Annotated in this window: 23 protein-coding genes; 9 read left to right on the plus strand and 14 right to left on the minus strand. The window is 45.2% G+C overall.

All coding sequences use genetic code 11. The features are described from left to right. Nucleotides 1-249: 249 nt before the first annotated feature. On the minus strand, nucleotides 250-984 hold the full coding sequence (locus QT984_RS06390) for a hypothetical protein (protein WP_333054584.1): 735 nt from the start codon (nucleotides 982-984) through the stop codon (nucleotides 250-252). A gap of 271 nt (nucleotides 985-1,255) precedes the next feature. Further along, on the minus strand, nucleotides 1,256-1,879 hold the full coding sequence (locus QT984_RS06395; RefSeq protein ID WP_333054585.1) for a DedA family protein: 624 nt from the start codon (nucleotides 1,877-1,879) through the stop codon (nucleotides 1,256-1,258). Between the two features lie 349 nt (nucleotides 1,880-2,228). Between QT984_RS06395 and QT984_RS06400 the strand changes: the two genes are divergently transcribed. Further along, on the plus strand, nucleotides 2,229-2,573 hold the full coding sequence (locus QT984_RS06400) for an STAS domain-containing protein (protein ID WP_333054586.1): 345 nt from the start codon (nucleotides 2,229-2,231) through the stop codon (nucleotides 2,571-2,573). Between the two features lie 44 nt (nucleotides 2,574-2,617). Here the strand turns inward: QT984_RS06400 and QT984_RS06405 are convergent, their stop codons facing one another. From QT984_RS06405 to QT984_RS06415, 3 genes are all read right to left on the minus strand, one after another. Continuing rightward, on the minus strand, nucleotides 2,618-3,268 hold the full coding sequence (locus tag QT984_RS06405) for a hypothetical protein (protein ID WP_333054588.1): 651 nt from the start codon (nucleotides 3,266-3,268) through the stop codon (nucleotides 2,618-2,620). Beyond that, a complete protein-coding gene (locus QT984_RS06410) occupies nucleotides 3,261-3,815 on the minus strand; it encodes an Npun_F5560 family protein (protein ID WP_333054589.1) in 555 nt (184 codons plus the stop codon). Before QT984_RS06410 ends, QT984_RS06405 begins: the two co-directional genes overlap by 8 nt. 596 nt (nucleotides 3,816-4,411) lie before the next feature. Continuing rightward, nucleotides 4,412-5,023 carry a class II aldolase/adducin family protein gene (locus QT984_RS06415; RefSeq protein WP_333054590.1) on the minus strand — a complete coding sequence of 204 codons (612 nt, stop codon included), beginning with the start codon at nucleotides 5,021-5,023 and terminating at the stop codon, nucleotides 4,412-4,414. Nucleotides 5,024-5,848: 825 nt separating this feature from the next. Between QT984_RS06415 and QT984_RS06420 the strand changes: the two genes are divergently transcribed. Continuing rightward, nucleotides 5,849-6,025 (plus strand): hypothetical protein, encoded by a 177-nt coding sequence (locus QT984_RS06420; protein ID WP_333054591.1) that lies wholly within the window; start codon nucleotides 5,849-5,851, stop codon nucleotides 6,023-6,025. Here QT984_RS06420 and QT984_RS06425 read toward each other — a convergent pair. From QT984_RS06425 to psbN, 5 genes are all read right to left on the minus strand, one after another. Continuing rightward, the gene (locus QT984_RS06425; RefSeq protein ID WP_333054592.1) at nucleotides 6,022-6,945 is read right to left on the minus strand and encodes a hypothetical protein; all 924 of its coding nucleotides are present in this window, start codon (nucleotides 6,943-6,945) and stop codon (nucleotides 6,022-6,024) included. The two genes, QT984_RS06420 and QT984_RS06425, sit on opposite strands and share 4 nt — an antisense overlap. Before the next feature lie 85 nt (nucleotides 6,946-7,030). Continuing rightward, a complete protein-coding gene (locus QT984_RS06430; protein WP_333211349.1) occupies nucleotides 7,031-7,165 on the minus strand; it encodes a hypothetical protein in 135 nt (44 codons plus the stop codon). 413 nt (nucleotides 7,166-7,578) lie between these two features. Further along, on the minus strand, nucleotides 7,579-8,490 hold the full coding sequence (locus tag QT984_RS06435; RefSeq protein WP_333054593.1) for an MBL fold metallo-hydrolase: 912 nt from the start codon (nucleotides 8,488-8,490) through the stop codon (nucleotides 7,579-7,581). 1 nt (nucleotide 8,491) lies between these two features. Further along, nucleotides 8,492-9,592: a chorismate synthase gene (aroC, locus tag QT984_RS06440; protein ID WP_333054594.1), complete on the minus strand. Its 1,101-nt coding sequence runs from the start codon at nucleotides 9,590-9,592 to the stop codon at nucleotides 8,492-8,494. A 247-nt stretch (nucleotides 9,593-9,839) separates the two neighbouring features. Beyond that, nucleotides 9,840-9,971, minus strand: coding sequence for a photosystem II reaction center protein PsbN (gene psbN, locus QT984_RS06445; protein ID WP_190742515.1), 132 nt, complete (start codon nucleotides 9,969-9,971; stop codon nucleotides 9,840-9,842). Between the two features lie 212 nt (nucleotides 9,972-10,183). Between psbN and psbH the strand changes: the two genes are divergently transcribed. The 4 genes from psbH (at nucleotide 10,184) to QT984_RS06465 (ending at nucleotide 11,725) form a co-directional block, all read left to right on the plus strand. Next, a complete protein-coding gene (gene psbH, locus QT984_RS06450) occupies nucleotides 10,184-10,387 on the plus strand; it encodes a photosystem II reaction center phosphoprotein PsbH (RefSeq protein ID WP_015176007.1) in 204 nt (67 codons plus the stop codon). A 151-nt stretch (nucleotides 10,388-10,538) separates the two neighbouring features. Next, nucleotides 10,539-10,799 carry a TatA/E family twin arginine-targeting protein translocase gene (locus QT984_RS06455; protein WP_333054595.1) on the plus strand — a complete coding sequence of 87 codons (261 nt, stop codon included), beginning with the start codon at nucleotides 10,539-10,541 and terminating at the stop codon, nucleotides 10,797-10,799. Then, nucleotides 10,800-11,462 carry an aminoacyl-tRNA hydrolase gene (pth, locus tag QT984_RS06460; protein ID WP_015176009.1) on the plus strand — a complete coding sequence of 221 codons (663 nt, stop codon included), beginning with the start codon at nucleotides 10,800-10,802 and terminating at the stop codon, nucleotides 11,460-11,462. Beyond that, on the plus strand, nucleotides 11,459-11,725 hold the full coding sequence (locus tag QT984_RS06465) for a DUF3146 family protein (protein WP_332958583.1): 267 nt from the start codon (nucleotides 11,459-11,461) through the stop codon (nucleotides 11,723-11,725). The genes pth and QT984_RS06465 overlap by 4 nt, the downstream gene beginning before the upstream one ends. Before the next feature lie 81 nt (nucleotides 11,726-11,806). Here QT984_RS06465 and QT984_RS06470 read toward each other — a convergent pair whose 3' ends face one another. Next, complete coding sequence (locus tag QT984_RS06470; protein WP_333054596.1) at nucleotides 11,807-12,181, minus strand: S-layer protein; 375 nt, start codon at nucleotides 12,179-12,181, stop codon at nucleotides 11,807-11,809. An 81-nt stretch (nucleotides 12,182-12,262) separates the two neighbouring features. Further along, a complete protein-coding gene (locus QT984_RS06475) occupies nucleotides 12,263-13,096 on the minus strand; it encodes a type II CAAX endopeptidase family protein (protein WP_333054597.1) in 834 nt (277 codons plus the stop codon). A 376-nt stretch (nucleotides 13,097-13,472) separates the two neighbouring features. Between QT984_RS06475 and QT984_RS06480 the strand changes: the two genes are divergently transcribed. Continuing rightward, on the plus strand, nucleotides 13,473-14,921 hold the full coding sequence (locus QT984_RS06480) for a GTP-binding protein (protein WP_333211334.1): 1,449 nt from the start codon (nucleotides 13,473-13,475) through the stop codon (nucleotides 14,919-14,921). 249 nt (nucleotides 14,922-15,170) lie between these two features. Here QT984_RS06480 and QT984_RS06485 read toward each other — a convergent pair whose 3' ends face one another. Continuing rightward, nucleotides 15,171-15,845: a hypothetical protein gene (locus tag QT984_RS06485; RefSeq protein ID WP_333233546.1), complete on the minus strand. Its 675-nt coding sequence runs from the start codon at nucleotides 15,843-15,845 to the stop codon at nucleotides 15,171-15,173. Nucleotides 15,846-16,205: 360 nt separating this feature from the next. After that, the gene (locus QT984_RS06490; protein ID WP_333054600.1) at nucleotides 16,206-17,414 is read right to left on the minus strand and encodes an argininosuccinate synthase; all 1,209 of its coding nucleotides are present in this window, start codon (nucleotides 17,412-17,414) and stop codon (nucleotides 16,206-16,208) included. Between the two features lie 308 nt (nucleotides 17,415-17,722). On the opposite strand from QT984_RS06490, the gene QT984_RS06495 reads away from it, so the two are divergent. Continuing rightward, the gene (locus QT984_RS06495; protein WP_333054601.1) at nucleotides 17,723-18,661 is read left to right on the plus strand and encodes a glycosyltransferase; all 939 of its coding nucleotides are present in this window, start codon (nucleotides 17,723-17,725) and stop codon (nucleotides 18,659-18,661) included. A gap of 580 nt (nucleotides 18,662-19,241) precedes the next feature. After that, the gene (locus QT984_RS06500) at nucleotides 19,242-22,394 is read left to right on the plus strand and encodes a PAS domain-containing protein (RefSeq protein ID WP_333054602.1); all 3,153 of its coding nucleotides are present in this window, start codon (nucleotides 19,242-19,244) and stop codon (nucleotides 22,392-22,394) included. Nucleotides 22,395-22,671: the final 277 nt, after the last annotated feature.

The following is a 22,671-nucleotide window of genomic DNA, read 5'->3' on the forward strand; positions in this document are numbered from 1 at the left end:
CATCCTCGGACGATCGTACTTACAATTATATAGCATATGACCTGTGTATGTAGTACCTATAATCTGATGGCGAGTAAGGTGCCACGGGATCTATAATCTGCAAGTTATATCGAAAATCTCGCAGCGATGCACCCTACGAATTAATTACTCGGACCAAAGAAACCGGGTTTTTTCCCGAATCTGCGATGCTCTAACGAAGTTTTTCGTAAAAAACCCGGTTTCTGAGCCTCCATGAATCGAAACTACAGCTCACAAATCCTCATCTTGTGTTTCCATTACCTCTCCTTCAAACTCAAAACCCCGCTCCATACCATCAAAATACTTGTCAAAATTAGGCTTGATCCACAGTGCAGCTTCCCCGTGTCCCAACTCCACAGCTTTATCAATTACCTCCTTCCAATCCCTCAAAGAAAATCCCGTCGCTTCCATCGTCTTGAAACAATCCCAAACAAACTTTGGCACCGATACCGGTGACACCGCATACCTCAACAATTCCTCTGCACCCTCGGGCGAAATAATCACATTATTCTCAACCCAAATCATACCCACATCTTCTTCTCTTTCCCCTTGCCAATTCACTTCGCCTCTCAAAACATAACCCCAAGGTTCAATAAAATTGTTGATAATATACTGCAACCATTCGACATAATCATAAAACTTTTCCGCGCCGCTCCACTGAATCCCCCCGCCGTCAGCAGTAGGAATCCAGTTACACCACAATCCGGGCTGAGTCTTCGGCGGGCGGTTGTAATTAACAACAGAAATTTCGGAGTCTTCATCCCATTTTTCATTGACAAAATAGCAGCCTTCTTCGCCCACAGGCAAACCCACCGCTGTTCTCGCCGGATCTGGAATACTTTGCAAAATCGCCGAATTTCTCTTCATCCGTCGAGTGCGAGAAAACTCTAATAAGTAAATAGCTTCGCTGTCTAATAACCGTTTATTTAAATGAAATGTTCCGTCAAAAATTGTAGTGTATCCCATAGTTCTTATCTATTATATAATTGATTTTTACTATTATAAATCTATGTTAGCGAACTGACTAAAAGGAAAAAAGTTGTAGGTTGGGTTGAGGAACGAAACCCAACTTGAGGTTCCCAGAAAGTTGGGTTTCGCTAGATAGTTGGGTTTCGCTTCGCTTAACCCAACCTACGAATGATTAGATAGACTTATTGCAAAAATACATTGCATCTGCTTTTATCTGCGGTTAAAAACAGAAAATCCCGAACTCTTGCAAAAAGTCTAACCACCAATCTTACTTAGTCTTGTCCAAAGTCCGCGCCTCCAACCAAATAGGAATTGCAATCCAAGCAACTGCTAACAGCAAAGCAAATACCGCAAATTGAGCAGCCCAAGCTACCAATTTCTCTAAAGACACAACTTGTCCCAAGAAGTAGGATAAACTTACCATTACAGATGCCCAGCTTGCAGCACCCAGAACATTGAACAGCGAAAATTTCCAAAAAGGCATTTCTGCAATACCTGCTAGGGGGCTAGCAAAAATTCGCAGCAATGCGATGAAACGGCCCAAAAATACGGCTTTAGCTGCATTTTTGCTAAACTGTTCTTTTAAGTCAAACAGTTGTTCTTCTCGAAAGCGGAAAAATTGTCCCAGCTTCAGCAGCAGCGGCCAGCCGCCGTACCTGCCGATCGCATAACCAAAATTCCCGCCCAATGTAGCACCAGCGATCGCACTGCCGAGTACATACCAGTAATTCAGTTCCCCACTGCCAGCTAAAAACCCGCCAGCAATCGTAATAGTCTCGCCTGGAAGAGGAACTCCCAGATTTTCCAGCAAAATTCCCAGAAATACTGCCCAGTAGCCGTAATCACGCGCAAACTGCTGAATAGTCTCTAACGATAAAAACTCAAAAGACATTCGATACTGCCTTCGTAAACTTTTGCAAAGCTCAATACATTTATATATTGGCTCGATTCAGCCAATAGTGCAATCTTTCGCTGTGATGAAAAACACACTGTTGTCGCGATCGCTGGCCCAACTAAAAATTAGGCTTTCAGGCATACTAGATGAATAGAGAATTGTTGCAGTTGCGTTCCGCGCGATCGCCAGCCAGTTTTCCTCCTAAATTTATCACAACGGCTCTCCCCACCGATTCCCACAAGGGCGATCGCCAATCCTAAAACATACGCTGAAATCCCCTGAGTCTCTTAAGAGAGTCAGCAACTAAACTAACTTATTCATACTTTACGATCCTAGGATAACTGCTATGGAATCTCCCAACTTCAACCCACCCATCGTCCTTCAACCTCACAACTGCCTCGACTCCCAAGCCGGCAGCCTCCTCCAGCAACAGCTAGCCGAGATTGTGCCCGATCGCCACAAACTCTGGGTAATAGACATGGCTGCCGTAGATTTCATCGACAGTTCCGGGATCTGCGCCTTAGTCGGCGGACTCAACGCCGCCCGCCACCGGGGATGCCGCCTCGTCATCTGCAACCTCTCAGCGACAGTCAAGCTAATTTTTGAAATTACTCAACTCGACCAACTCTTTGAAATCTTCGACAGTTTCGAGCAAGTTATCTCCACTGAAACTCCGGCTTTAGTTGCTTGATTAAAATGAGATACCGAGTTTAAATCTCAAGTTTCCCAGAGACTTCAAGCAACCGCAGAGTGAATCTCAATATCATAAATAGGTTTATTTGTCAAGCAATACCAATGACAAAGAAATAAATCCGGCACTTGAACGCCGACAGAAGCGATCGCAGGTGCAGCAGGAAAAGGCAAAAGTCGATCGAAACAAATCCTTTCCCCTACAAACCCGAACTGCATCAAATAAGTCGCTGGCGGCGCATTTAAAAGATTCAGCAAGCGGTAAGCCAACTCATACAACTGCTGTCGCCAAACATCCGACAAATGCACCGGTTGAGAGTAACTCAAATCGCCAGACTGCTTAGAAGGTTCCCCACCGATCGCCTCAGCATACAGTGGGCCCTTTGCCGTCAACACCACAGGCAGCCAAAAATTGCCACCGCCGACGGGAAAAAGCAACTCCTGGGACACTCGATCGCGCGCTGCGGAAACATTGCCACAAAATCGAAACACATCTTGAGCAGGAAAAACCAGATTTTCTGGCACATCCAGCGTCAAAGGACAAACGATCGCCCCACCCGGAGCGATCTCGCCAGAATCGAGTTCAGAAACCCCACAGATATTGACTTCAGTTAAAGGATCAGATTGAGCGATCGCCGCGGAGAGACTTGCGGCCGAATCTTTCTCACCACCCGCCACAATCAAAACCTTAGACATTGCCAAAGCTCGGCATTTGAATTCCCCGATCGTCCGTTTCATCGACGCTCGGCAGATCCAGGCCCTTAGCCTTGCGGCTCCGCACCGCGAGACGGTAAGTTACGCTTTGCAACTCAGTGTGCAACTGACGGTTTTCCTTTTGCAATTGATCCAACTTTTCCTTAATCGGATCGAGCCGCTCGGCAAACTTCTGGCGGTAAACCCCCGGCAATTCCTGCACTACCTGTTCTAGCATCCGAGAGCGATCCGTCAATTCTTGCACCGACTGCCGCAGTTGGTAAACCTCAGCATCCCGTTCGGCGATTTGTTCCTGATAAAAACCCACCTGTTCTTCAACAGCTTGGAGTTGTTCCCGCATTGCCTGCATTTGAGCTTGGTGGCGATCGGAAACTTCCGGCGCCGGCACAAAATTAGAATTGCCCTTCACCAGCCGGAAAAGTTCTTGAGACAACTGCTGCACCAATTGGTCGCGCATTTGCAGCTCTTCGGTGAGACGAGATACCTCTGATTGCAGTTCTTTTGAGCTTACAAGTTTAGTTTGATTCATAAGAATGCTCGGTAAGTGGGAAACTCAGAGGCTTTAGCCCTGAGAGGTAAACGACACGGGCGGTTTCAATACATTCGACGGAGTTTATCCTGAGCGAAGCCGAAGGGCGAGCGTGACCACAGCCTTGAATCCGCTTTCCCCTCCGGCGAGGGGTAGAGGGGTATAATTACCCCTCTGTGGAGATATGGTTATCTCCGGCTCCCTTTCGGGGTAATGTTCGCTTCGCCAATGTTATAAGAGCTTGTTAAGCTTGCAGCACTGCCTCAGTGACCTTAAGGCTGTTTAACTACAAGCGACAGAGCGGAAAACTAGCGTCGCATTCTCCGGTGTCGTGACCCAAATAACGTAGACCTCTAAAGTCTTAGGCTGGTCAGTACAGCTTGCTCAATCAGTCGCGACCAAGCTCAGTCCCTTTAGGGCTGGGTTACTGACAATGACTCTCAGCTTTTACGATTAAATCTAGTATATATCTGCTATTTAGAATATCTTTCCATTACCACAGAGGCAAGAGGCACTTGGCAATTTTTGAGCTGGTTGCGAGAGTTTGATGCTCGATCTTTACCACAACCGAGGCGATGGATCAACCGTTCGAGAGATCAACGCTCAACTCCAATCTCATTAATCGCAGCCGAAAGCACTTTGCCAGCTTCGTCCACGGTGCCGCCAAAACAGATAATGCCGTCCTCGTGACCGGCCATCGCCAGAATTTTGCGATCGGCCAAATTCTCCTCCTCAAAAAGTCTAAACATTTCTAAGGCCATCTGGGGAGTGCCGTAAGGTATTTCTTTTCTAGTAGTAGGAATCTTAAACAGCAGTTGCTGCCATAGCTTAGGATTGTGGACATGAATTATCCCGCCCACCTCCTCTCTCTGAAGGTACAGGGCCGCGTGAGTTAGGGACTCCGACGAAGCTTGTACGGGCCCCCGGCAGCCAAGGTAATTTTGTTCTAAGTTAAATTCGGTAACAGTACAGTATGATTCTGGCCCCAGATTCCTCAAGTGTGCAGTCTGGGTTCCCGAAATCACGAATTGGCAAGAATTACCGAGTCTGACACTGACGTTGCCAAACCCTATGCCATTTTCGTAGACGCCAATTAATCCCCAAGAGTGGAGCCGATCGCGCCAGTCCATCAAATCTGTTATGTTGGTGGCAGCTACAGGGCCTGCCTCTTCCCAATCACAACGGTACTTAACGACTCCTTCATCCATTTTTTTGTTTGATCGGACACTACTGTGACACGACAGAGTTGGCTGAAGCTGAGACTTAATCGAACTTGTCAAGAAGTTGTCAAACAGCTTTTTTTGCTTGCTGCCTTATGTCTCCGTGCATAAGTGCCTTAACTAATCTACATTCCAGTGTCGCCGTAATTAGCTACCGACATTAGCAAAAAGTAAGCTAGGAAAGTTGAACCAATTATTCCAAAAATCATGATTTAGCCTCTAGGTGATTACAAAAGTTCAATATGAAAATGTACCCTTTCAGTCGGGGAGTTTGATTCTAGGCTTTTGCCCGATCGAGTTTCTGATGTGAAACTACATAACATCCCTGAATCGCTTATTGTTCTATACTACAGCATTTCTACTGAGTTGAGCTCTACCTTAAGAAATATTTAAGGATAAAGTACCCTTAATCCGGTAAGTCCGGTAAAAAGCAACCGTAGATTTACTTATTTTTTATAAGTGTACATATATTTAAGAAAAAAGCAAGCGGAACACAAAAAAAATATTTTTTAGCCAGTCTGGGACGCACTGGCACAATCTTCGGGTGTTCTACGTTATTCAACACCTCTGTCGATCGAGCAATTTTTAGCTCCGGGGCATCCTACAACCTAAGAAACCGGGTTGAGCCTAATATTATGTCACGTAAAATCACCGCAACGCCAGCTCGCGTCGGCGGGTTCACCAAAATCTGTAGTAGTAGTATAAGTTATAGATCCGGTAAACCCGCGCCTACCTAGAGGGGGATAGTCGATCGACCGAACCTGATATAAGTCCTATTAACTGAGATGTTGCACCATTCTCCATTAGTCTTTTATGAACAGGCTTTTCGGCCTGTTCCACAAGAAAATTTATATTTTGTGGAACAGGCCGAAAAGCCTGTTGCTGACAATGGTGCAAGATATCAGATTAAGAAAAAAACAAGCCGATCGAGCAGTGATGACTCGATCGGCTAAATTTTTCTGGGAAGCGCGATCGCCCCCAGCCCTTTAAATGTGGAAGTGATACAAGATGCTGCCGTCGTCTTTAATTTCGCAATTGGCATTAAAAACTTCAGCTTGTTGGTTCAAAAAACGCTGAGCGACATCCGGCGACAGCCGCGTTTCCATCGCAAACCGCACCAGAGTGATTTCGCCCCGGCCTTCTTTGATCAATCGGTACAAAGCACTTTGGAGCCTTTCGCTCTCTTCTCGCTGAAAAGCTGCTTTGTACCTCCAATCCGCCACAGAAGGAATCAAACCGCGGCTGACCAAAATTGCTAGCAGCAAGCCAATTCCCAAAATCAGAGGCACTGTCGGATCGCTCGTAGGCGTCGCCACAATTTGCGGCACTGTAGCGGCGGCCAAACTGCTAACCATTTCTTTTTCCGACGCTTGCGTATCCGCCATTGCAAGCTGAGTTTTGTTGTAAAAGTCTTGCTGAAGCTTCATTTGCTGCAACAGACGAGCGCGCTCTCTTTCGTATTGGTCGAGTTTTTGCTGAGCTTGTTTCAGGTCTTGAGTGACTTGTGCCAAGCGTTGGTTGAGTGACTGATTGACTGATTGCCACCGATATCTGTTAATCAGGCGGCTTTTTTCAACCATGCCCTTCATCAACATATCCGCCGTTTTGATTGCTTGCTCCTGATCTAGCGAGCGATACCCAACCACAATTTCTAGGGGTTGTTCCGGCTTAGAAATTTTGACAATAGCATTTTGTCGAACTTGCTGGGGCGACAGCTTAACTGCATCTGCCACTGCTTTGACAACATTATCTGCTAGGAGAACCTCCGGGGTGAGTTGCTCTCCCTGCTTGAGAATTGTCGTGCCCGTGGTCGAAAATTTGACTGGCGGATTATTAGAACTGAGAGTGCCTTGAGCCATGAATCCGGGGGGCGGGGCGAGGCGGTAGGCCAGGGCGCCTGAAATACCCATAATTACAGCAAAACTGCCTAGGGCAATCCATCTGTATTGATGTGCTGAAGATCTAAAACGTAAATTTCCCATTTTGATAGTCAAGTCATAACATTCGCTTGCCGCAGCTACTGCCAAACGCCAGAGCGATCGTTTCTTTCTGGTTAGTCAAATTGACTGCTGAAAATTTTCTCAGTTTGTACCTAAAAGCTATTAGCTTTTGAGAGTTGTCAATATTCATGAGCCCAAAAAACCGATCGCGCTTTTATTTGATCCGAGCTATAACTTCAGTTTTTGTCCTTAATAATTAATCTGTAACAAGGCTTCTGGAAGTCTACTGGCCTCAGACTAGCACTCAGGCGTGCGAGAGCCTCGCCTCCCCGTGTTTGTTGACATTCAAAACTGTCTCCTTTTCACCCTTGGCAATCCTCCAATTATCTTACGTCTTGGCGTCTTGCGGACGCGGTTGAAGAATAAAAAAAACCTTAAATAATCTGCCTAAAAACTTAACAAGCAAGAATTATACCATGCACTTAAGAGTTTGCTGCGTATTCAAAAAAATTGTGGAGCTGGTTTCGCCCCAGATCCACATATTCACATAACAATTATGGTTCGATCGGTTGATGGTTCGATCGCTCTGGCAAGGGCGACTTTTCAGAAGCCGATCGGCAAAATCAGACCCTCGCGGGCCATGACAGCCTTCGGAAAAGCAATTTGCACATCTTCGGCGATGCGATCGAGAAAATCGTCTGTGTGAGCCGGATCGTGGTGAAAAATCACCACTCGTTTCACCCGCGCCTCCTTAGCCATTCTCACCGCTTCCTGCCAAGTCGAGTGTCCCCAACCCACCTTCGGAGACTTGGGGTTGTGATATTCCTCGTCTGTGTACATCGCATCGTAAATCAGCACATCAGCGTCGAGGGCTAAATTGTAGACATTCTCATCTAGTCGATCGGGAAAATGCTCAGTATCCGAACAATAAACCACAGATCGTCCCTGCCAAGTCACCCGATATCCCATAGCAGTATTCGGGTGATTCAGAGAACCCGTCCTAATCTCAATATCGTCCAGCATCATCGTCTGGTTGTGATTGAGTTCGTAGAAATTCAAATCTGCCTGCAAACCCATCAGCGGCACCGGCGAATTCGAGTGGAGCACCCGTTCAACGAAGTGCCTTTTCATGCAATCTCCATCCGGCGGAGTCGCGCCGTAAATATCAAAGCTATTGCCGCGGATGAAAGCTGGGGCGAACAGCGGGAAACCTTGAATGTGATCCCAGTGATAGTGAGTAAAAAACATATAAGCTTGCACAGGCATTTCTTGCACCAACTGGTCTCCCAGCATCCGCAAGCCTGTTCCGCCGTCAAAAATCAAGCGTTTGCCAGCGACTCGCATTTCCAAACAAGAAGTATTGCCGCCGTAGCGAACAGTTTCCTGTCCGGGTGTCGGAACACTGCCCCGCACGCCCCAAAACTGTACTACAAAATCATCTATACCTTTTATTGATTCGGAGGGTTGAGGGCAATCAAGGGGATTTGCCGCTACTGAGGACAAGCTGATTTCCATTTTAAAATTCAGGCTTTAAGGTTCCACATTGTCCGTGATGGCGCAGCAGATGGTCGCACAACACTAAAGCTACCATTGCTTCCACCATTGGCACAGCTCTTGGCAAAACACAAGGGTCATGCCGTCCCTTGGCAGCCAGCAGCGTTTCTTCGCCTTCTCGGGTAACGGTGCGCTGCTGCTGGCGAATTGTCGCAGTCGGCTTGAATGCCGCCCGCAAAATTATATTTTCGCCGTTAGCAATGCCACCCTGAATTCCGCCAGAGCGATTCGTCACTGTACGAATTACACCCTTATCATCAGTATAGTATTCATCATTATGTTCGCTGCCCTTGAGCAGAGTCCCGGCAAACCCGGAACCTATTTCAAAGCCTTTGCTGGCGGGCAAGGACATGATGGCTTTGGCCAAGTCGGCTTCGAGTTTATCGAATACGGGCATTCCCAGCCCTTTTGGTACATTGCGGGCGACGCATTCGACTACACCGCCGATCGAATCTCCGCTGTCGCGAACTTTTTCGATCAGTTCAATCATTCTTTCGGCACATTCGGCATCGGGACAGCGAACGATGTTGCTTTCTACTTGTTCTAAGGTAACAGTGTCCGGGTCGGCGACACATTCTAAGTCTTTGATGCGTTTGACGTAGCCGACTATTTCTACTCCTGCTGCTTGTTGGAGAATTTTTTTGGCGATCGCCCCTGCTGCTACTCTACCTATTGTCTCTCTCGCCGAACTGCGACCTCCGCCTTGCCAGTTACGAATTCCGTACTTAGCATCGTAGGTAGCATCAGCGTGAGAAGGGCGGTAAGTTGTCGCCATTTCGCCGTAATCTTGGGGGCGAGTGTCTTGATTGCGGACTAAAATTGCGATCGGCGTTCCCAAAGTTTTGCCTTCAAACACCCCCGACAGAATTTCGCAGGTATCTGCTTCTTTGCGGGGCGTAGTAATTTTGCTTTGACCAGGGCGGCGGCGATCGAGTTCGGCTTGAATGAACGATGCGTCGATCGACACCAGGGGCGGGCACCCGTCAATTACTACTCCCACACCGCCGCCGTGAGATTCCCCAAATGTCGATATCCGAAATAAATGCCCAAAGGTATTGCCCATTATGCTTTGCCCTGAAACCTAATAATTTTTAGCTTAAATGGAATAGAGATTTACTGTATTTATGAAAAATATACCATTGACGAGTAGACGACGACAGGCGATCGCCTCACAGCATCACTCCCTTCCCGCCCCTAGAAGAATATCTACCAGGGAGAGAGGGAGAGACCGAGAATAGGAGATATCTGGAAACACACTTAAATTCATCCGTGTATCCGTGTCCGAATCCGTGTTGTGCCTTCCTTCTTCTTTAGTCTTCGTGTTCTTCAAAAGGATCTCTCAATTCCTTAGCGGGAGGGCCGAAAGCCGTGTAGATCGAGAAACCGGTGATAGCCACCAGACACACGCCCAGTGAAATGCCAAGAACTGCTGCAGGTTCCATATTTTTGATCGATTATGAGTGCTCCACTCTATAATATTACAAAAAATAACAATCCGTCTGAAAGTCTCGTGATTTTAGGCGCTGTACGGTATGGCAGCCAGCCCCCACTCCCCGTTTTGCGAGTCCCCCGGTGGCATTTCTGAGAAATTGCGATCGCAATTAGCGGTAGAAATATGTCAAACTTTTCTGTAGAGATTCATTTCAGGTGACTTATGGCACAACGGACTTGGTTAGGAGATATACTCAAACCCCTTAACTCGGAATACGGCAAGGTAGCCCCCGGCTGGGGAACCACGCTATTGATGAGCGTGTTCATTGGACTGTTTTTCGTGTTCTTGTTGATTATTTTGCAAATCTACAACTCTTCTCTGATTCTGGAGAGTGTGGATATGGATTGGTCGAGTCTCGGCCGCTAAAACTAGATCGCAAAACAGTAAGGCTAAAAGTAAAAGCTGAGGGTTGAGGAGAAAGGGCAAAAGCTAAGTTTTCCCGTTTTTCCTTACCCTTTCCGATTACTTTTGCCATAAATAAACAAAAAGTAACTAAACAAATTGCTGGAGAAAAACCATGAATATTTTTGGCATTGGTTTGCCCGAAATGGCCGTTATTTTTACGATCGCCCTATTGGTATTTGGCCCGAAAAAATTACCTGAAATCGGTCGGAGTATGGGGAAAGCAATTCGGGGCTTTCAAGACGCTTCGCGGGATTTTGAGTCGGAATTCACGCGGGAAGCTAAGCAGTTAGAAGAAGCAGTAGCAACTAGCAGCAAACCGGCAACTGAAAAACTCACGGCGGCTACTCCCAAGGAAGATAGCACAGAGAGTTAAATGAACAACACTCAGAAGTCGGAAACACCAGCGGAGTTAGTGATTCCCCAGCTAATTGTTGGGTTGGGCAATCCCGAACCTAAATACGATCGCACCCGACACAACATCGGCTTTAATGCTGTTGATGCCTTGGCTAAATCTTGGCAGATTTCTCTGTCGGAAAATCGCAAATTTCAAGGCATATTTGGCGAGGGAAACCGGCCGCGGGGACAGAAAATCCGCTTGCTGAAACCTCTAACTTACATGAATCTGTCGGGTCAAGCGATTCGGGCGGCGACGGATTGGTACAAGATACCTGCGGAGTCGGTATTAATAGTATACGATGATATGGATTTGCCGATCGGGAAATTGAGAATGCGTCTTGCCGGTTCGGCCGGCGGACACAACGGCATGAAATCGACAATTTCTCATTTGGGCACAGACAAATTTCCTCGCTTGCGGATTGGCATCGGCAAACCTCAAAACGATGCTGCTAAAAATGAGAAAGATACGATTTCCTTCGTGTTAGGAAAATTTTCCTCAGAGGAAAGTCAGTTAGTAGAGAAAGTGCTTAAACTGGTTGTAGAAGCTGTGGAACTAAGTCTGCACCAAGGAGTAGAAAAAGCCATGAGCCTTTACAATAGTCGCACAATTGCAGAAACAAACGCGGAAACAAAAAGGTGAGTTCGAGACGTTTGCCTGAAACAACTGCATATGTCCGGGTTACTGGCCAATCTTGGCAAAAAGGCACGATTGAGGGTGAAGTCACTGCCGGCAATTTTGAGTGGCAGTTTCAGTGGCGTTTCACGTCAGAAAAAACACTGATTCTTGAGCCTTCTCAGGGTAGGGCATTGATTCAGGAACCGCTGCACCGTTTTCTAGAAAAATGGGATTATCAGCTTGAACCGGGCGGGGATTATTCGTTTACGGTTCGGGCTGAGTTTTAAAATCTTGGTAATGGGAAATGCGGAAAAGGTAATCGGGAATAAAAGCTTCCTGTAGTAGGATATCCCGCTTCCAGTAATTCTTTAATTAATTACGGGAAAAGGCTGTAATGGGAAATTGGGAAAGGGCGATCGGGAAGGCAAACTTTCTCTAGTAGTATCTCCAGATTCCAGTGATTCTTTAATTAAAGCAGGGTTCATCCCTTCTCGGTAAGCCCCGCAATAATACATTGTCAAAACAGCTTTGTAAGCCCAGTGATTGGAAGGTACATCGGTAAAAGGATTGGGCAGAGTTTCAGCCTGATTCTGCACGCAAGCATTGATAATTTGTTCTGGCGTTTGCTGCACTTGAACTAAAGAATTATTTTGCTTTATTTGTGCTGGATTTTGCGCCTGTGCGGGAGCAAATAAACCTGGATAAGTTAACAGTGTGGCAATGGCAAAGATGCTGAGTTTCATAAGTTTATCAATTTCGTAATAAGTTGTTTGGTAGTGAGGAGTTTAGTCCTCAAAGCAGTCTGAAATAAGGACTATTCGTCCTTACTCGAAACCCTTGGATTGTTGGGACATTTTTCGCATTCCCACAGCCAAGACACTCAAAAACAACAGCCCGATCGCCCCAGCTAGCGGATTGCCGTTAACTCCTGTTACCCAATCGGGAACAGAGGCCGAATATCGCACTAACTGCCCGATGTTAATAATGTAATATCCCCAGACTAAACCTGCATGAAGCCCGATCGACAAACCGAGGCGATTTTGGCGCGATCGTTTTCCCCAAACCAGAATCAAACCCAGCAACAACAACCCCGGAAACTGCGGCCAACTCTGCAGCATGGCCGCCACAGGTTTGATAAAATGAGATAGGGCAAACACCAGGCTATTCACCCACAGAGATATTCTATAATTGTAATCCCGCTGCAACTCGTCCAGCAACCAACCTCGGAATACCAACTCCTCCGCAAAACCGACTCCAAGGGCGCTTAACAGCCCTTCTGCGATGATTCTCGGCAAATTATCAGAATTTTGCCACGCGACTAAGCCGAACAGTCCTTGCACCGCAAATAAGCTAAAAGTGAGCAAAAGCCCGATCGCCAATCCGATTAAAAGCTCAAAACCGTTTTTTCGCGTATTGATTAAACCGTAACTTTTGAGTAATTGGGTTTGTCCGTAAACCTTTTTTCCCCAGATCCGCACCAAAAATAGAAACTCTGTAAACAACAGCGCCATAGTGAGAATAGTTGCAAGGTTGCTATCTTTAACTAACAAGTAAATTGGTGCTGCTAGGGGCAGCCAAATTGCTAGCAAGATTAATAGGAAAATTATCACACGTAAAGGAAAGGGATAACTGGCTATTATTTGGAGGCGGTTAATCATTGTTGTAAATGAGTTGAAATTGGGTAAATCGGCTTAGTGGTCTGTCGCACTGTCCGACAGGGGTTAAAAACCCCTGTCTCATAGCGAAAGTCCTCTCAAAGAGGACTGAAATTTATCACAATCTAATTTAGGTTGGCAGTCGGTTTTAACCGACTTTTGCTATAAGACGGGGATTTAAATCCCCGGCGGGCTTGCGGGTGAATGCGAGAACTTTTGGCTGAGTCAGGCTTGAGTAAATCCGAGAGTTAGAATTTGGTAAATCCGAGAGTTAGAGTTGGATAAATCCGAGAGAATGTACAAAGCAGACAGAGAAAGCTAGAATAGCATTGTATTCGCTGAAACTTTAAACAAAACAGAACTATAAAATAAGGGAACAATGACTGAAGCCTCGGATTTTTCAAATGTCGATCGAGAATTAGATGACACAATTTTAAGCTTCGCAGACATTCAGGCAGAACTCAACCTGCGCCACGCTAAAGATGCTCTGCGAGATATAGTAGAAAATCTCGACTTGACAGTTCAAGAGCGAACTGGACTGGAACCGGAAATTGGCGGGTTGGAGAAAATGCTCGACAAGCTAGAGCGCGCTTGCGTGCAAATAGCTGTGTTTGGGATGGTGGGAAGGGGAAAATCTTCGGTTTTGAACGCGCTGCTAGGTCAAAATGTGTTTGAAACTGGCCCGACTCACGGGGTGACTCGCACGACGACTATCGGGCAGTGGGATGTCGGAGAGGGAATTGATGAGAAGTTGCCCGATAGACTTTCGCCAGTTATTTACCGTTTGTCGCAAGTGGAATTAATCGATACTCCGGGAATAGATGAAGTTGACGGCGAAACTCGCGAACTTTTAGCGCGCCGCGTTGCTCAACAAGCAGATTTGATTTTGTTTGTAGTTGCTGGCGACATTACGAAGGTGGAATACGCAGCACTTTCGCAGTTGCGGGAAGCCGGAAAACCGATGTTATTAGTGTTTAATAAAATTGACCAATATCCTGATGCAGACAGGCTGGCAATTTATCATAAAATTCGAGACGATCGCGTGAAAGAATTGTTGTCTCCCGATGAAATTGTGATGGCGGCGGCTTCGCCTTTGACGGCGAGGGCGGTGCGCCGTCCCGACGGAAGTATGGGGGTGCAAATGACTCGCAGTTTGCCACAAGTGCAAGATTTAAAATTAAAGATTTTGGAGGTTTTAGACCGGGAAGGCAAATCTTTGGTCGCGCTGAATACGATGCTCTGTGCGGGGGATATTAACGAGCATTTGGTGCAGCGAAAAATGGAGATTCGAGATGACGCAGCTAATCGAATTATCTGGAACGGCGTAATGACGAAATCGGTGGCGATCGCACTTAATCCAATTACTGTAGTTGATATTCTTAGCGGTGCGGTAATTGATGTGGTGATGATATTAACTTTATCTAAAGTTTACGGCATTGCGATGACGGAAGCGGGCGCGGTGGAATTGCTGCAAAAGATTGCGATTAGTATGGGGGGAATTACGGCGGGTGAATTGTTGGCTAATTTTGGTTTAAGTTCTTTGAAAGGATTGTTGGGTTTGGCGACGCCGGCGACGGGGGGTTTGGCTTTAGGGCCTTATTTGTCTGTGGCGGTGACGCAAGCTGCGATCGCGGGGGTTTCTTCCTATGGTATCGGTCAAGTTACTAAGGCTTATTTGGCTAATGGTGCTTCTTGGGGAGATGATGGGCCAAAGGCTGTGGTGAGCAAGATTTTGTCTTCTTTGGATGAGGATTCTATTTTAAATCGGATTAAGGAGGAGTTGCGGGCTAAGTTGGATTTGGGAAGTGTGGAAAAACAGAAATCTTAGCGATCGGCTGTTTTACGTTGACCCAGCAATCCTGGCGCAGCCCTGCCGCAATCCGGCAGGGGTTTCAACCCCTGCCTCAAAGCTAAATTTGTCTGAAGACAATTTAACAAATTATTAAGATAACAACCAATTACCAATTACCAATTATTACTATCGCCTTTGATGACGCAAATCGCTCGCTCGGACTTTGACAAGGGTGGCCCTGCGTACTTTACCCCCTGCTTTGACGATCGCCGGATAACTCTCACATTAGGAAGATTGGGACTTAAATTCTTGAGCTAGCGCCTCACAATTGTTCAAAAGAAACCAAAACAGCCAGATAAATCCAAGCCTCATAGCAATAACCCAAATGTTACTCAAAATAATTCCTTCTTGTAGGTAGCGGAAAATAAGTGATAAGGAGCCGAAAATCATTAGACCTATATGAATCCAGAGCACTGTGGTCACAAAGCGCAAGTTTCTTAAAAGAACTCTCTTTAAGGAGATTCCAAATCCCAAAAAAGCAATAGAAAACAGCAATTTTATTCCGACATCAATATAATTGAAAAGCGACTGAAGGAAAACTTCTCTAAATTGTGGAATAAAAATTAAAGATATTGTATTTAAGAACAGAGCCAGACCAATGTAAAAAAAGGATATCCTCATTAGTCCGGGTGTGAATGCACTTAATATACCCTTTTTAACCAGCACATTATTTCGTTTAACACTATATTCTATTACACCCGAAAAGTTGGCTTTGAAAACCACTTCATAGCTTGACATCTTTCCATCTTCACTGACTTTAAAATAGTGGTTAGAGGTCGGAGCGAGAGAGCTGCCTTTTTCGGAAATCGTTTTGTTATCATGAACAATACTTTGTTTACCCGACAGGCTTAGAATTAATTGTATTTTATGACCGCTCACATTAAAACATACTTCAGACATAGCCAATTTTCTCCTGATCTTATGCTTCAAATATTATGCTTCAAATATGCTGAGGTCTAACTATTAATTAGACTGACTTTTTCAGTATAATACCCCGATGTGAGTGATGAGACTAAAACTTTTCAGGTTATTTACCGAGTTTAATAATCATATACAGATTTTAATAATAACAAGACTTACGCAACTGGCACAGGTTGGGCGATTGCGACAGATAAGGTGCGACGTGCACACCCTACTCTAATTCCGCGAAGGCGGACTTTGTTTGTGTAGCCGCCAATTCGATTCGGTGGGTTAACATCGAATTGTTAATCCGAATTCGATTTGGCGGCTGAACATCAGGTTTTTAACCCTAATTGCCTCCTATTTGTAACCTCTATTTTTTTCCGACCAAATGCGGGTTGGTAGTCCCCAAACATAGACAAATCCTTCGGCAGCTTTGTGATCGAATTCGTCCTCTGCGCCGTAGGTTGCTAAGTCGAAACTGTACAGAGAATTGTCAGATTTGCGGCCGACAATAGTCGCATTTCCTTTGAACAGTTTGAGCCGCACGGTTCCAGTTACTCGCTTTTGCGTGTCCTGAATAAATGCGTCTAAAGCTGTTTTCAAAGGATTGTACCAAAGACCGTTGTAAATCATTTGGCTGTAGGTTTCTTCGATGCCTCGCTTGTACCGCGTTACATCTGCTGTCAGCGTCAAACTTTCTAAGTCTCGGTGCGCGTGCATCAAAACTAAAATCGCTGGTGTTTCGTAAATTTCCCGCGATTTAATCCCGACGAGGCGGTTTTCAATCATGTCAATCCGGCCGACTCCGTGGTTTCCAACTATTTCGTTGAGTTGGGTAATTAAGGCGACTGGTGATAAATTTGTGCCGTTTAAACTGACAGGATTTCCGCAATCGAAACCGATTTCTAGGTATTCGGGTGTGTCGGGAGTTTGTTCGATCGCCTTTGTCATCAAATACACCTCTTCCGGCGGTTCCGCCCAAGGATCTTCGAGGATTCCGGCTTCAATTGCCATTCCCAATAAGTTGCGATCGATACTGTAAGGCGAAGACTTTTTCACGGGCGACGGAATACCGCATTTCTCGCCGTATGCGATCGTTTCTTCGCGGCTCATTTTCCACTCCCGCGCTGGTGCTAAGATTTTAATCTTGGGGTTGAGCGCGCCGATCGACACATCGAACCGCACCTGATCGTTTCCTTTACCTGTGCAACCGTGGGCGATCGCATCTGCACCGTATTTTTCCGCAGCTTCTACTAACAATTTAGCAATCAGCGGGCGAGCGAGGGCAGTCGAAAGGGGATAACGGTTTTCGTAAAGTGCGTTAGCTTGAATCGCTGGAAACGCATAGTCTTTGACAAATTCTTCCGTAGCATCAATAACTAAAGATTCCGAAGCACCGGATGCTAAAGCTTTTTTGCGGATCGGTTCTAATTCGTCTCCCTGTCCCAAATCCGCGGCCAGAGTAATTACTTCTTCAACACCCCACTCGTTTTTGAGGTAAGGAATACAGACGGAGGTATCGACTCCGCCGGAATATGCTAGGACAACTTTTTTAGCGCGACTCATTGCTCTTTACATCCTGAATTTAACTGACATCTTGCACCCTTGTCACTAAGCTTTTAAGGGCGGGCAAGATGCCCACCCCACAAAAAAATATCATTTTTGTGGAACAGGCATCTTGCCTGTTCTGGAGAATGGTGCAAGATGTGATATTTAACCGACTTTTCATTATGCACCTAATTGAGATCGATTCTTGTCAGAAATAGTACAGATTTATATATTCTTTTTTTGATAAACTTGGCTATTTACCGGAGGAGTTGCTGCGGAAAATCTGCTACCGTGGGATACGGTAACTGTGGCGATGGGGAAAAACCGTGTTTTTTAGTGTTGTAATTCCGACGTATAATCGTAAACCGATTTTGGCAAAATGTCTACTGGCTTTGGAAAATCAGCAGTTCGGTGAGATTGTCAGAGACTATGAAGTAATTGTCGTGGACGACGGATCGACGGACGGGACGCTGGAGTGGTTGGCCGCAAATGCTGACTTGTTGCCTCATGTGCGATCGATCTGTCAATCTCACCAGGGCCCGGCCGCTGCCCGGAATTTGGGCGTTGAAGATGCTAATGGCGATACGATTATTTTTATTGACAGCGATTTGGTGGTAACAGAGCATTTTTTGCAAGCACACGCCGATGCTTTACTACAGGGTTACAAAGATACTGATGCTGTTTTTACTTACGGCAGCGTGATTAATACTTGCAATTTCGACAATCCTACCTCAGAACCTTACAAAATCACCGATTTTTCGGCGGCTTATTTTGCTACGGGAAATGTGGCGATCGCCCGCCACTGGCTGCTGGCCGCTGGACTTTTTGACACTCGCTTTCAACTGTACGGATGGGAAGATTTAGAGTTGGGAGTTAGGTTAAAAAAATTAGGTTTAAAACTCATTAAATGTCCCGCTGCGGTCGGTTATCACTGGCATCCAGCTTTTAGTTTGGAGCAAATTCCAGGCATGATTAACCGAGAAATTGAGCGCGGGAGAATGGGAGTTTTGTTTTATCAAAAACACCCAAGTTGGGAAGTACGGATGATGATTCAAATGACTTTTTTGCACCAAATTTTGTGGGGAATTTTATCATTAGGTGGGATGCTGAACGAGCGAACGATGACTCCTTTTTTACAGTGGTTGATTGACCAAGGCAAGCCCCAGCTAGCTTTAGAAATTGCTCGGATTTTTCTGAATTGGTATAACGTGAAAGCCGTTTACGCCGCTTGCGGAGAATTGCAAGCCGAGACAAAGATACCATAAATCAGCCCCATCCCGCAAATAAGATATAAGATATTGTAGGAGTTTTTTAGGGCCCATTGGTGTCAACTTAAGCTCATAATTAGTAACGGTAACAACTGTTTGACAATTATGCCTACACTGCCCTAGGGCTGCTTAATAAGGGAAATTTAGGGAACTCACAACTTGGATACCAACCAGAAAAAAATAATTTTTAGTCTTAAGTTGACACCAATGTTCCGGCTTGTTTAAATTAACCTTTTTACTGAGGATATCTAATGAAAAATCTCAACACAAAGCACCCGATCAATGGCTGCAAGCATGGTCGTATAAAGTCTAAGAATAAAAATTTTACCTTTATTTAATCAAAATTGCTTGGTTAGCCTGTGATTAGAGGAATCTAGGCTGGTTTCTCACCAGAGTCCGATAATTTGAGCTACCAATATTTTCAAAAGATCGTTACTTTTGATATAATGAGAGATAATTTAAGAGTGTGCTAGAGAGCCAATAGTTGTGCTGGTTTATCTGAGAGTGTTAGCTACAAGCGGTTAATGACTTTAAAAATATTCCCACATATACAACTTGAATAGTTTGAGGGTTTGCTGTGAATACAACTGACGATAAAAATCCAAGACTAGAAACAGTTAGACTTGAAAACACTGTCTTACAAGAAAATATTTTAATGGTGGACGACCATCCAGAAAGCTTGCGGCTTTTATCCCAGCTTTTGTCTAAGCGGGGATATAAAGTGCGACCGACACGAGATGGCAAATTGGCTCTTAACTTTGCTATGTCGAGTCCACCAGACTTGATTTTGCTGGACATCATGATGCCCGGTATGGATGGGTATCAAGTCTGCGAAAAGTTAAAAGCTTGTCCGCAAACCAAACATATTCCTGTGATTTTTATTAGCTCTTTAAATGAAGTTTTTGATAAAGTCAAAGCTTTTTCGGTGGGAGGAGCCGACTACATTAGTAAACCATTTCAAACAGAAGAAGTGGTGAGCCGGATCGAAAATCAACTGCTTCTGAGCCGTCTTTATAAACAAATTTTAGCACAAAATGCACGGCTGCAAGCAGAAATAGAAGAACGCAAGCGGATCGAAGCAGAACTCCGAGACAGCCAACGCTGGCTGTCGGCAGTAATTAAAACACATCCTAATCTTTTGTACGTTTCCGATTTGATTGAACAGCGAACTTTGTATATCAACCGCGAAATATATAGCGATATTGGCTATTCTTTTGAAGAAATCCAGCAAATGGCAGGAGGATTTCTTCCTAACTTAATACACCCTGACGATTTGCCAGGATTCTCAGAACACCTCAGCAGGATTGAGGCAGCAAAAGACGGTGAAAGCTTTGAGTGTGAGTACCGAATTCAGCACAAAAATGGTGAATATCGGTGGTTTGTTAGCGTGGATACCGTGTTTGCCAGAACCGCAGACGACAAACCTTGGAAAATTTTGGGGACGGCTACTGAAATTAGCGATCGCAAACAAGCTGAACTAGAACTAAAAACAGCTTTATCTGCTTTAGAACGGCAAATCAAACAAAGGTTTTTAATAGAAACAATTACTCTTGAAATTCGATACAGTTTAAATCAAGATCAAGTTTTTCAAACAGCTACTGCCCAAATAGGTAGAATTTTTAATGCTGATTGCTGCTTGGTTCATACCTACACAGAACACCCTATTCCCAGAATTAATAATGTCGCTGAGTACAAAAAATCCGCATCCAAATCGCTTTTAGATTTAGAAATCCCCGTACAGGGCAATCCTCACGTTCAGTTTTTATTATCCCAAGATCAAGCTGTAGTTTCTGACGATGTTTTTTCCGACCCGCTGCTAGAAAACGCCCGAGATTTGTGCTGTCAAATAGGCTTAAAATCGATGATATCCATCCGCACTTCCTACCAGGGAAAAGCCAACGGAATGATATGCTTGCATCAGTACGATCGCCCCCGCCACTGGACGCAGGAGGAGATCACATTATTGAGCGCTGTGGCGGCACAGATGGGAATTGCGATCGCTCAAGCAACACTTCTGGAACAAGATAAACAACAGCGACTTAAACTTCAACAAAGCGAAGCTAGTCTAGCAGCCGCCCAGAAAATTGCCCACATCGGCAGTTGGGAATTTGATTTAGTCACCAATAAAATTACTTGGTCAGAAGAAGTATTCCGCATTTTTGGTCTTGACTCAAGTGCAACTGAACCGACATCTGCCAAACTTTTAAAGATGTGTCATCCCGACGACAGAGAATTATTTCAAGAAACAGTCAGCCTAACTATCTCACAAGGCATTGCCTACAAAAGAGAGTTCCGATTTTTGCATCCTAGCCGTCAAATTATATACGTGGAAGGAAGGGGAGAAGCTGTTTTTAGCGAAACCGGGGAAGTAATAAAACTGTTGGGAACAGTGATGGATATTAGCGATCGCAAACAAGCCGAAGCAGCTTTGCAAATTAGCGAAGAACGTTTTTATCTGGCATTTGAAGGCAGTGCGATGGGCTTGTGGGATTGGAATCTTGCCACGGGAGAAGTCTATTTTAATCCACGGTGGAAAATGATGCTGGGATATGAAGTAGAGGAGGTAGAAAATAGTTTTGCATCCTGGGAGCAACTGGTACATCCAGAGGATTTGTCTCCGGCTAAAGCAGCGCTAAATGCTCACCTGGAAGGCAAAAATCCTACTTACGAAGTGGAATTTAGGATGCTGACAAAATCCGGCGAGTGGAAGTGGATTTTAGCTCAAGCGAAGGTGATGGAACACGACGCTTCGGGAAATCCTTTGCGGATGACGGGTACGCATATTGATATTAGCGATCGCAAACAAGCCGAAGTAGAGTTGCAATTTAGCGAACAGCGAGAACGAGAAAAAGCGCAACAGTTAGAAAAAACTCTGGCAGACTTAAAAAAGGCTCAATCTCAGCTCATTCAAGCAGAAAAAATGTCAAGTATCGGGCAAATGGTAGCGGGAGTAGCCCACGAAATTAATAACCCCATCAGTTTTATCTACGGCAACATTATTCCCGCCGCACAGTACGCTCGCGATTTGGTAAAATTGATCGATCTCTACCAGCAATACTATCCCGAACCAGTTCCTGAAATAGCCCAAGAATTGGCAGAAGTCGAGGTAGATTTTATTGCTGGGGATTTCCCAAAAATCATGGCTTCAATGCAAGAAGGTGCTAACCGAATTAAGCAGATAGTGCTGTCTTTGAGAAACTTTTCGAGACTCGACGAAACAGATCGCAAAGTAATAGACATTCATGAAGGGATAGAGAGCACTTTGGTGATTTTGCAGCACCGATTCCAGTCACAGCCAAAACATCGGGAGATTCAAGTTATTAAAAATTACGGAAACCTGCCCAAAGTCGAGTGTTATCCGGCTCAATTAAACCAGGTATTTATGAATTTGCTGGTAAATGCGATCGACGCTGTGGAAGAGTCATCAGCAAACTGTACTTGCAAAGTTAACCAGATTCGCATTGTTACTGAAGTCAGCAGCGAAAATCAAGTGTGTGTGCGGATTTCTGACAGCGGGCCCGGTATCCATCCCGAAGTTCAGTCAAGGATGTTTGACCCATTTTTTACTACCAAACCTGTGGGCACCGGCACTGGTTTGGGGTTATCGATTAGTTACCAAATAGTTAAAGACACCCACGGCGGTAAGTTGGAGTGTCATTCAGAAGTTGGCCGAGGAACAGAATTTGCGATCGAACTGCCGATTTCGCAAAAGTTAAAAGTTAAAAGTTAGGATAAGCTGTTAAATCATGGGCGGTAAATTAACCATAATTCTTGGTAGGGGCCGGTTCACCAACCATCTATAATATTACTCACAGATGAGCGTAAACCCCCTCGACCGTCAATCGATTTTAGATTTTAGATTTTCGATTTTAGATTGACCCCAGGGATCAATGCGGGGGCAATAAGTGATTTTCGATTTTCGATTTTGGATTGATTCCACGGATAAATCACGTGGCGGGTACCACCTTTGAAATTCGTGGTCAGATGGGGGGCAATTGCAACGGATA

The sequence above is a fragment of the Microcoleus sp. Z1_B2 genome, assembly GCF_036700325.1.
Taxonomy (GTDB): Bacteria; Cyanobacteriota; Cyanobacteriia; order Cyanobacteriales; family Microcoleaceae; genus Microcoleus.

What these genes read in the sequence shown, in the direction of transcription:
- QT984_RS06390 (WP_333054584.1), bottom strand. Translation starts at nt 984, where the DNA reads ATGGGATACACTACAATTTTTGACGGAACATTTCATTTAAATAAACGG.
- QT984_RS06395 (WP_333054585.1), bottom strand. Translation starts at nt 1,879, where the DNA reads ATGTCTTTTGAGTTTTTATCGTTAGAGACTATTCAGCAGTTTGCGCGT.
- QT984_RS06400 (WP_333054586.1), top strand. Translation starts at nt 2,229, where the DNA reads ATGGAATCTCCCAACTTCAACCCACCCATCGTCCTTCAACCTCACAAC.
- QT984_RS06405 (WP_333054588.1), bottom strand. Translation starts at nt 3,268, where the DNA reads ATGTCTAAGGTTTTGATTGTGGCGGGTGGTGAGAAAGATTCGGCCGCA.
- QT984_RS06410 (WP_333054589.1), bottom strand. Translation starts at nt 3,815, where the DNA reads ATGAATCAAACTAAACTTGTAAGCTCAAAAGAACTGCAATCAGAGGTA.
- QT984_RS06415 (WP_333054590.1), bottom strand. Translation starts at nt 5,023, where the DNA reads ATGGATGAAGGAGTCGTTAAGTACCGTTGTGATTGGGAAGAGGCAGGC.
- QT984_RS06420 (WP_333054591.1), top strand. Translation starts at nt 5,849, where the DNA reads ATGAACAGGCTTTTCGGCCTGTTCCACAAGAAAATTTATATTTTGTGG.
- QT984_RS06425 (WP_333054592.1), bottom strand. Translation starts at nt 6,945, where the DNA reads ATGGGTATTTCAGGCGCCCTGGCCTACCGCCTCGCCCCGCCCCCCGGA.
- QT984_RS06430 (WP_333211349.1), bottom strand. Translation starts at nt 7,165, where the DNA reads ATGAATATTGACAACTCTCAAAAGCTAATAGCTTTTAGGTACAAACTG.
- QT984_RS06435 (WP_333054593.1), bottom strand. Translation starts at nt 8,490, where the DNA reads ATGGAAATCAGCTTGTCCTCAGTAGCGGCAAATCCCCTTGATTGCCCT.
- aroC (WP_333054594.1), bottom strand. Translation starts at nt 9,592, where the DNA reads ATGGGCAATACCTTTGGGCATTTATTTCGGATATCGACATTTGGGGAA.
- psbN (WP_190742515.1), bottom strand. Translation starts at nt 9,971, where the DNA reads ATGGAACCTGCAGCAGTTCTTGGCATTTCACTGGGCGTGTGTCTGGTG.
- psbH (WP_015176007.1), top strand. Translation starts at nt 10,184, where the DNA reads ATGGCACAACGGACTTGGTTAGGAGATATACTCAAACCCCTTAACTCG.
- QT984_RS06455 (WP_333054595.1), top strand. Translation starts at nt 10,539, where the DNA reads ATGAATATTTTTGGCATTGGTTTGCCCGAAATGGCCGTTATTTTTACG.
- pth (WP_015176009.1), top strand. Translation starts at nt 10,800, where the DNA reads ATGAACAACACTCAGAAGTCGGAAACACCAGCGGAGTTAGTGATTCCC.
- QT984_RS06470 (WP_333054596.1), bottom strand. Translation starts at nt 12,181, where the DNA reads ATGAAACTCAGCATCTTTGCCATTGCCACACTGTTAACTTATCCAGGT.
- QT984_RS06475 (WP_333054597.1), bottom strand. Translation starts at nt 13,096, where the DNA reads ATGATTAACCGCCTCCAAATAATAGCCAGTTATCCCTTTCCTTTACGT.
- QT984_RS06480 (WP_333211334.1), top strand. Translation starts at nt 13,473, where the DNA reads ATGACTGAAGCCTCGGATTTTTCAAATGTCGATCGAGAATTAGATGAC.
- QT984_RS06485 (WP_333233546.1), bottom strand. Translation starts at nt 15,845, where the DNA reads ATGTCTGAAGTATGTTTTAATGTGAGCGGTCATAAAATACAATTAATT.
- QT984_RS06490 (WP_333054600.1), bottom strand. Translation starts at nt 17,414, where the DNA reads ATGAGTCGCGCTAAAAAAGTTGTCCTAGCATATTCCGGCGGAGTCGAT.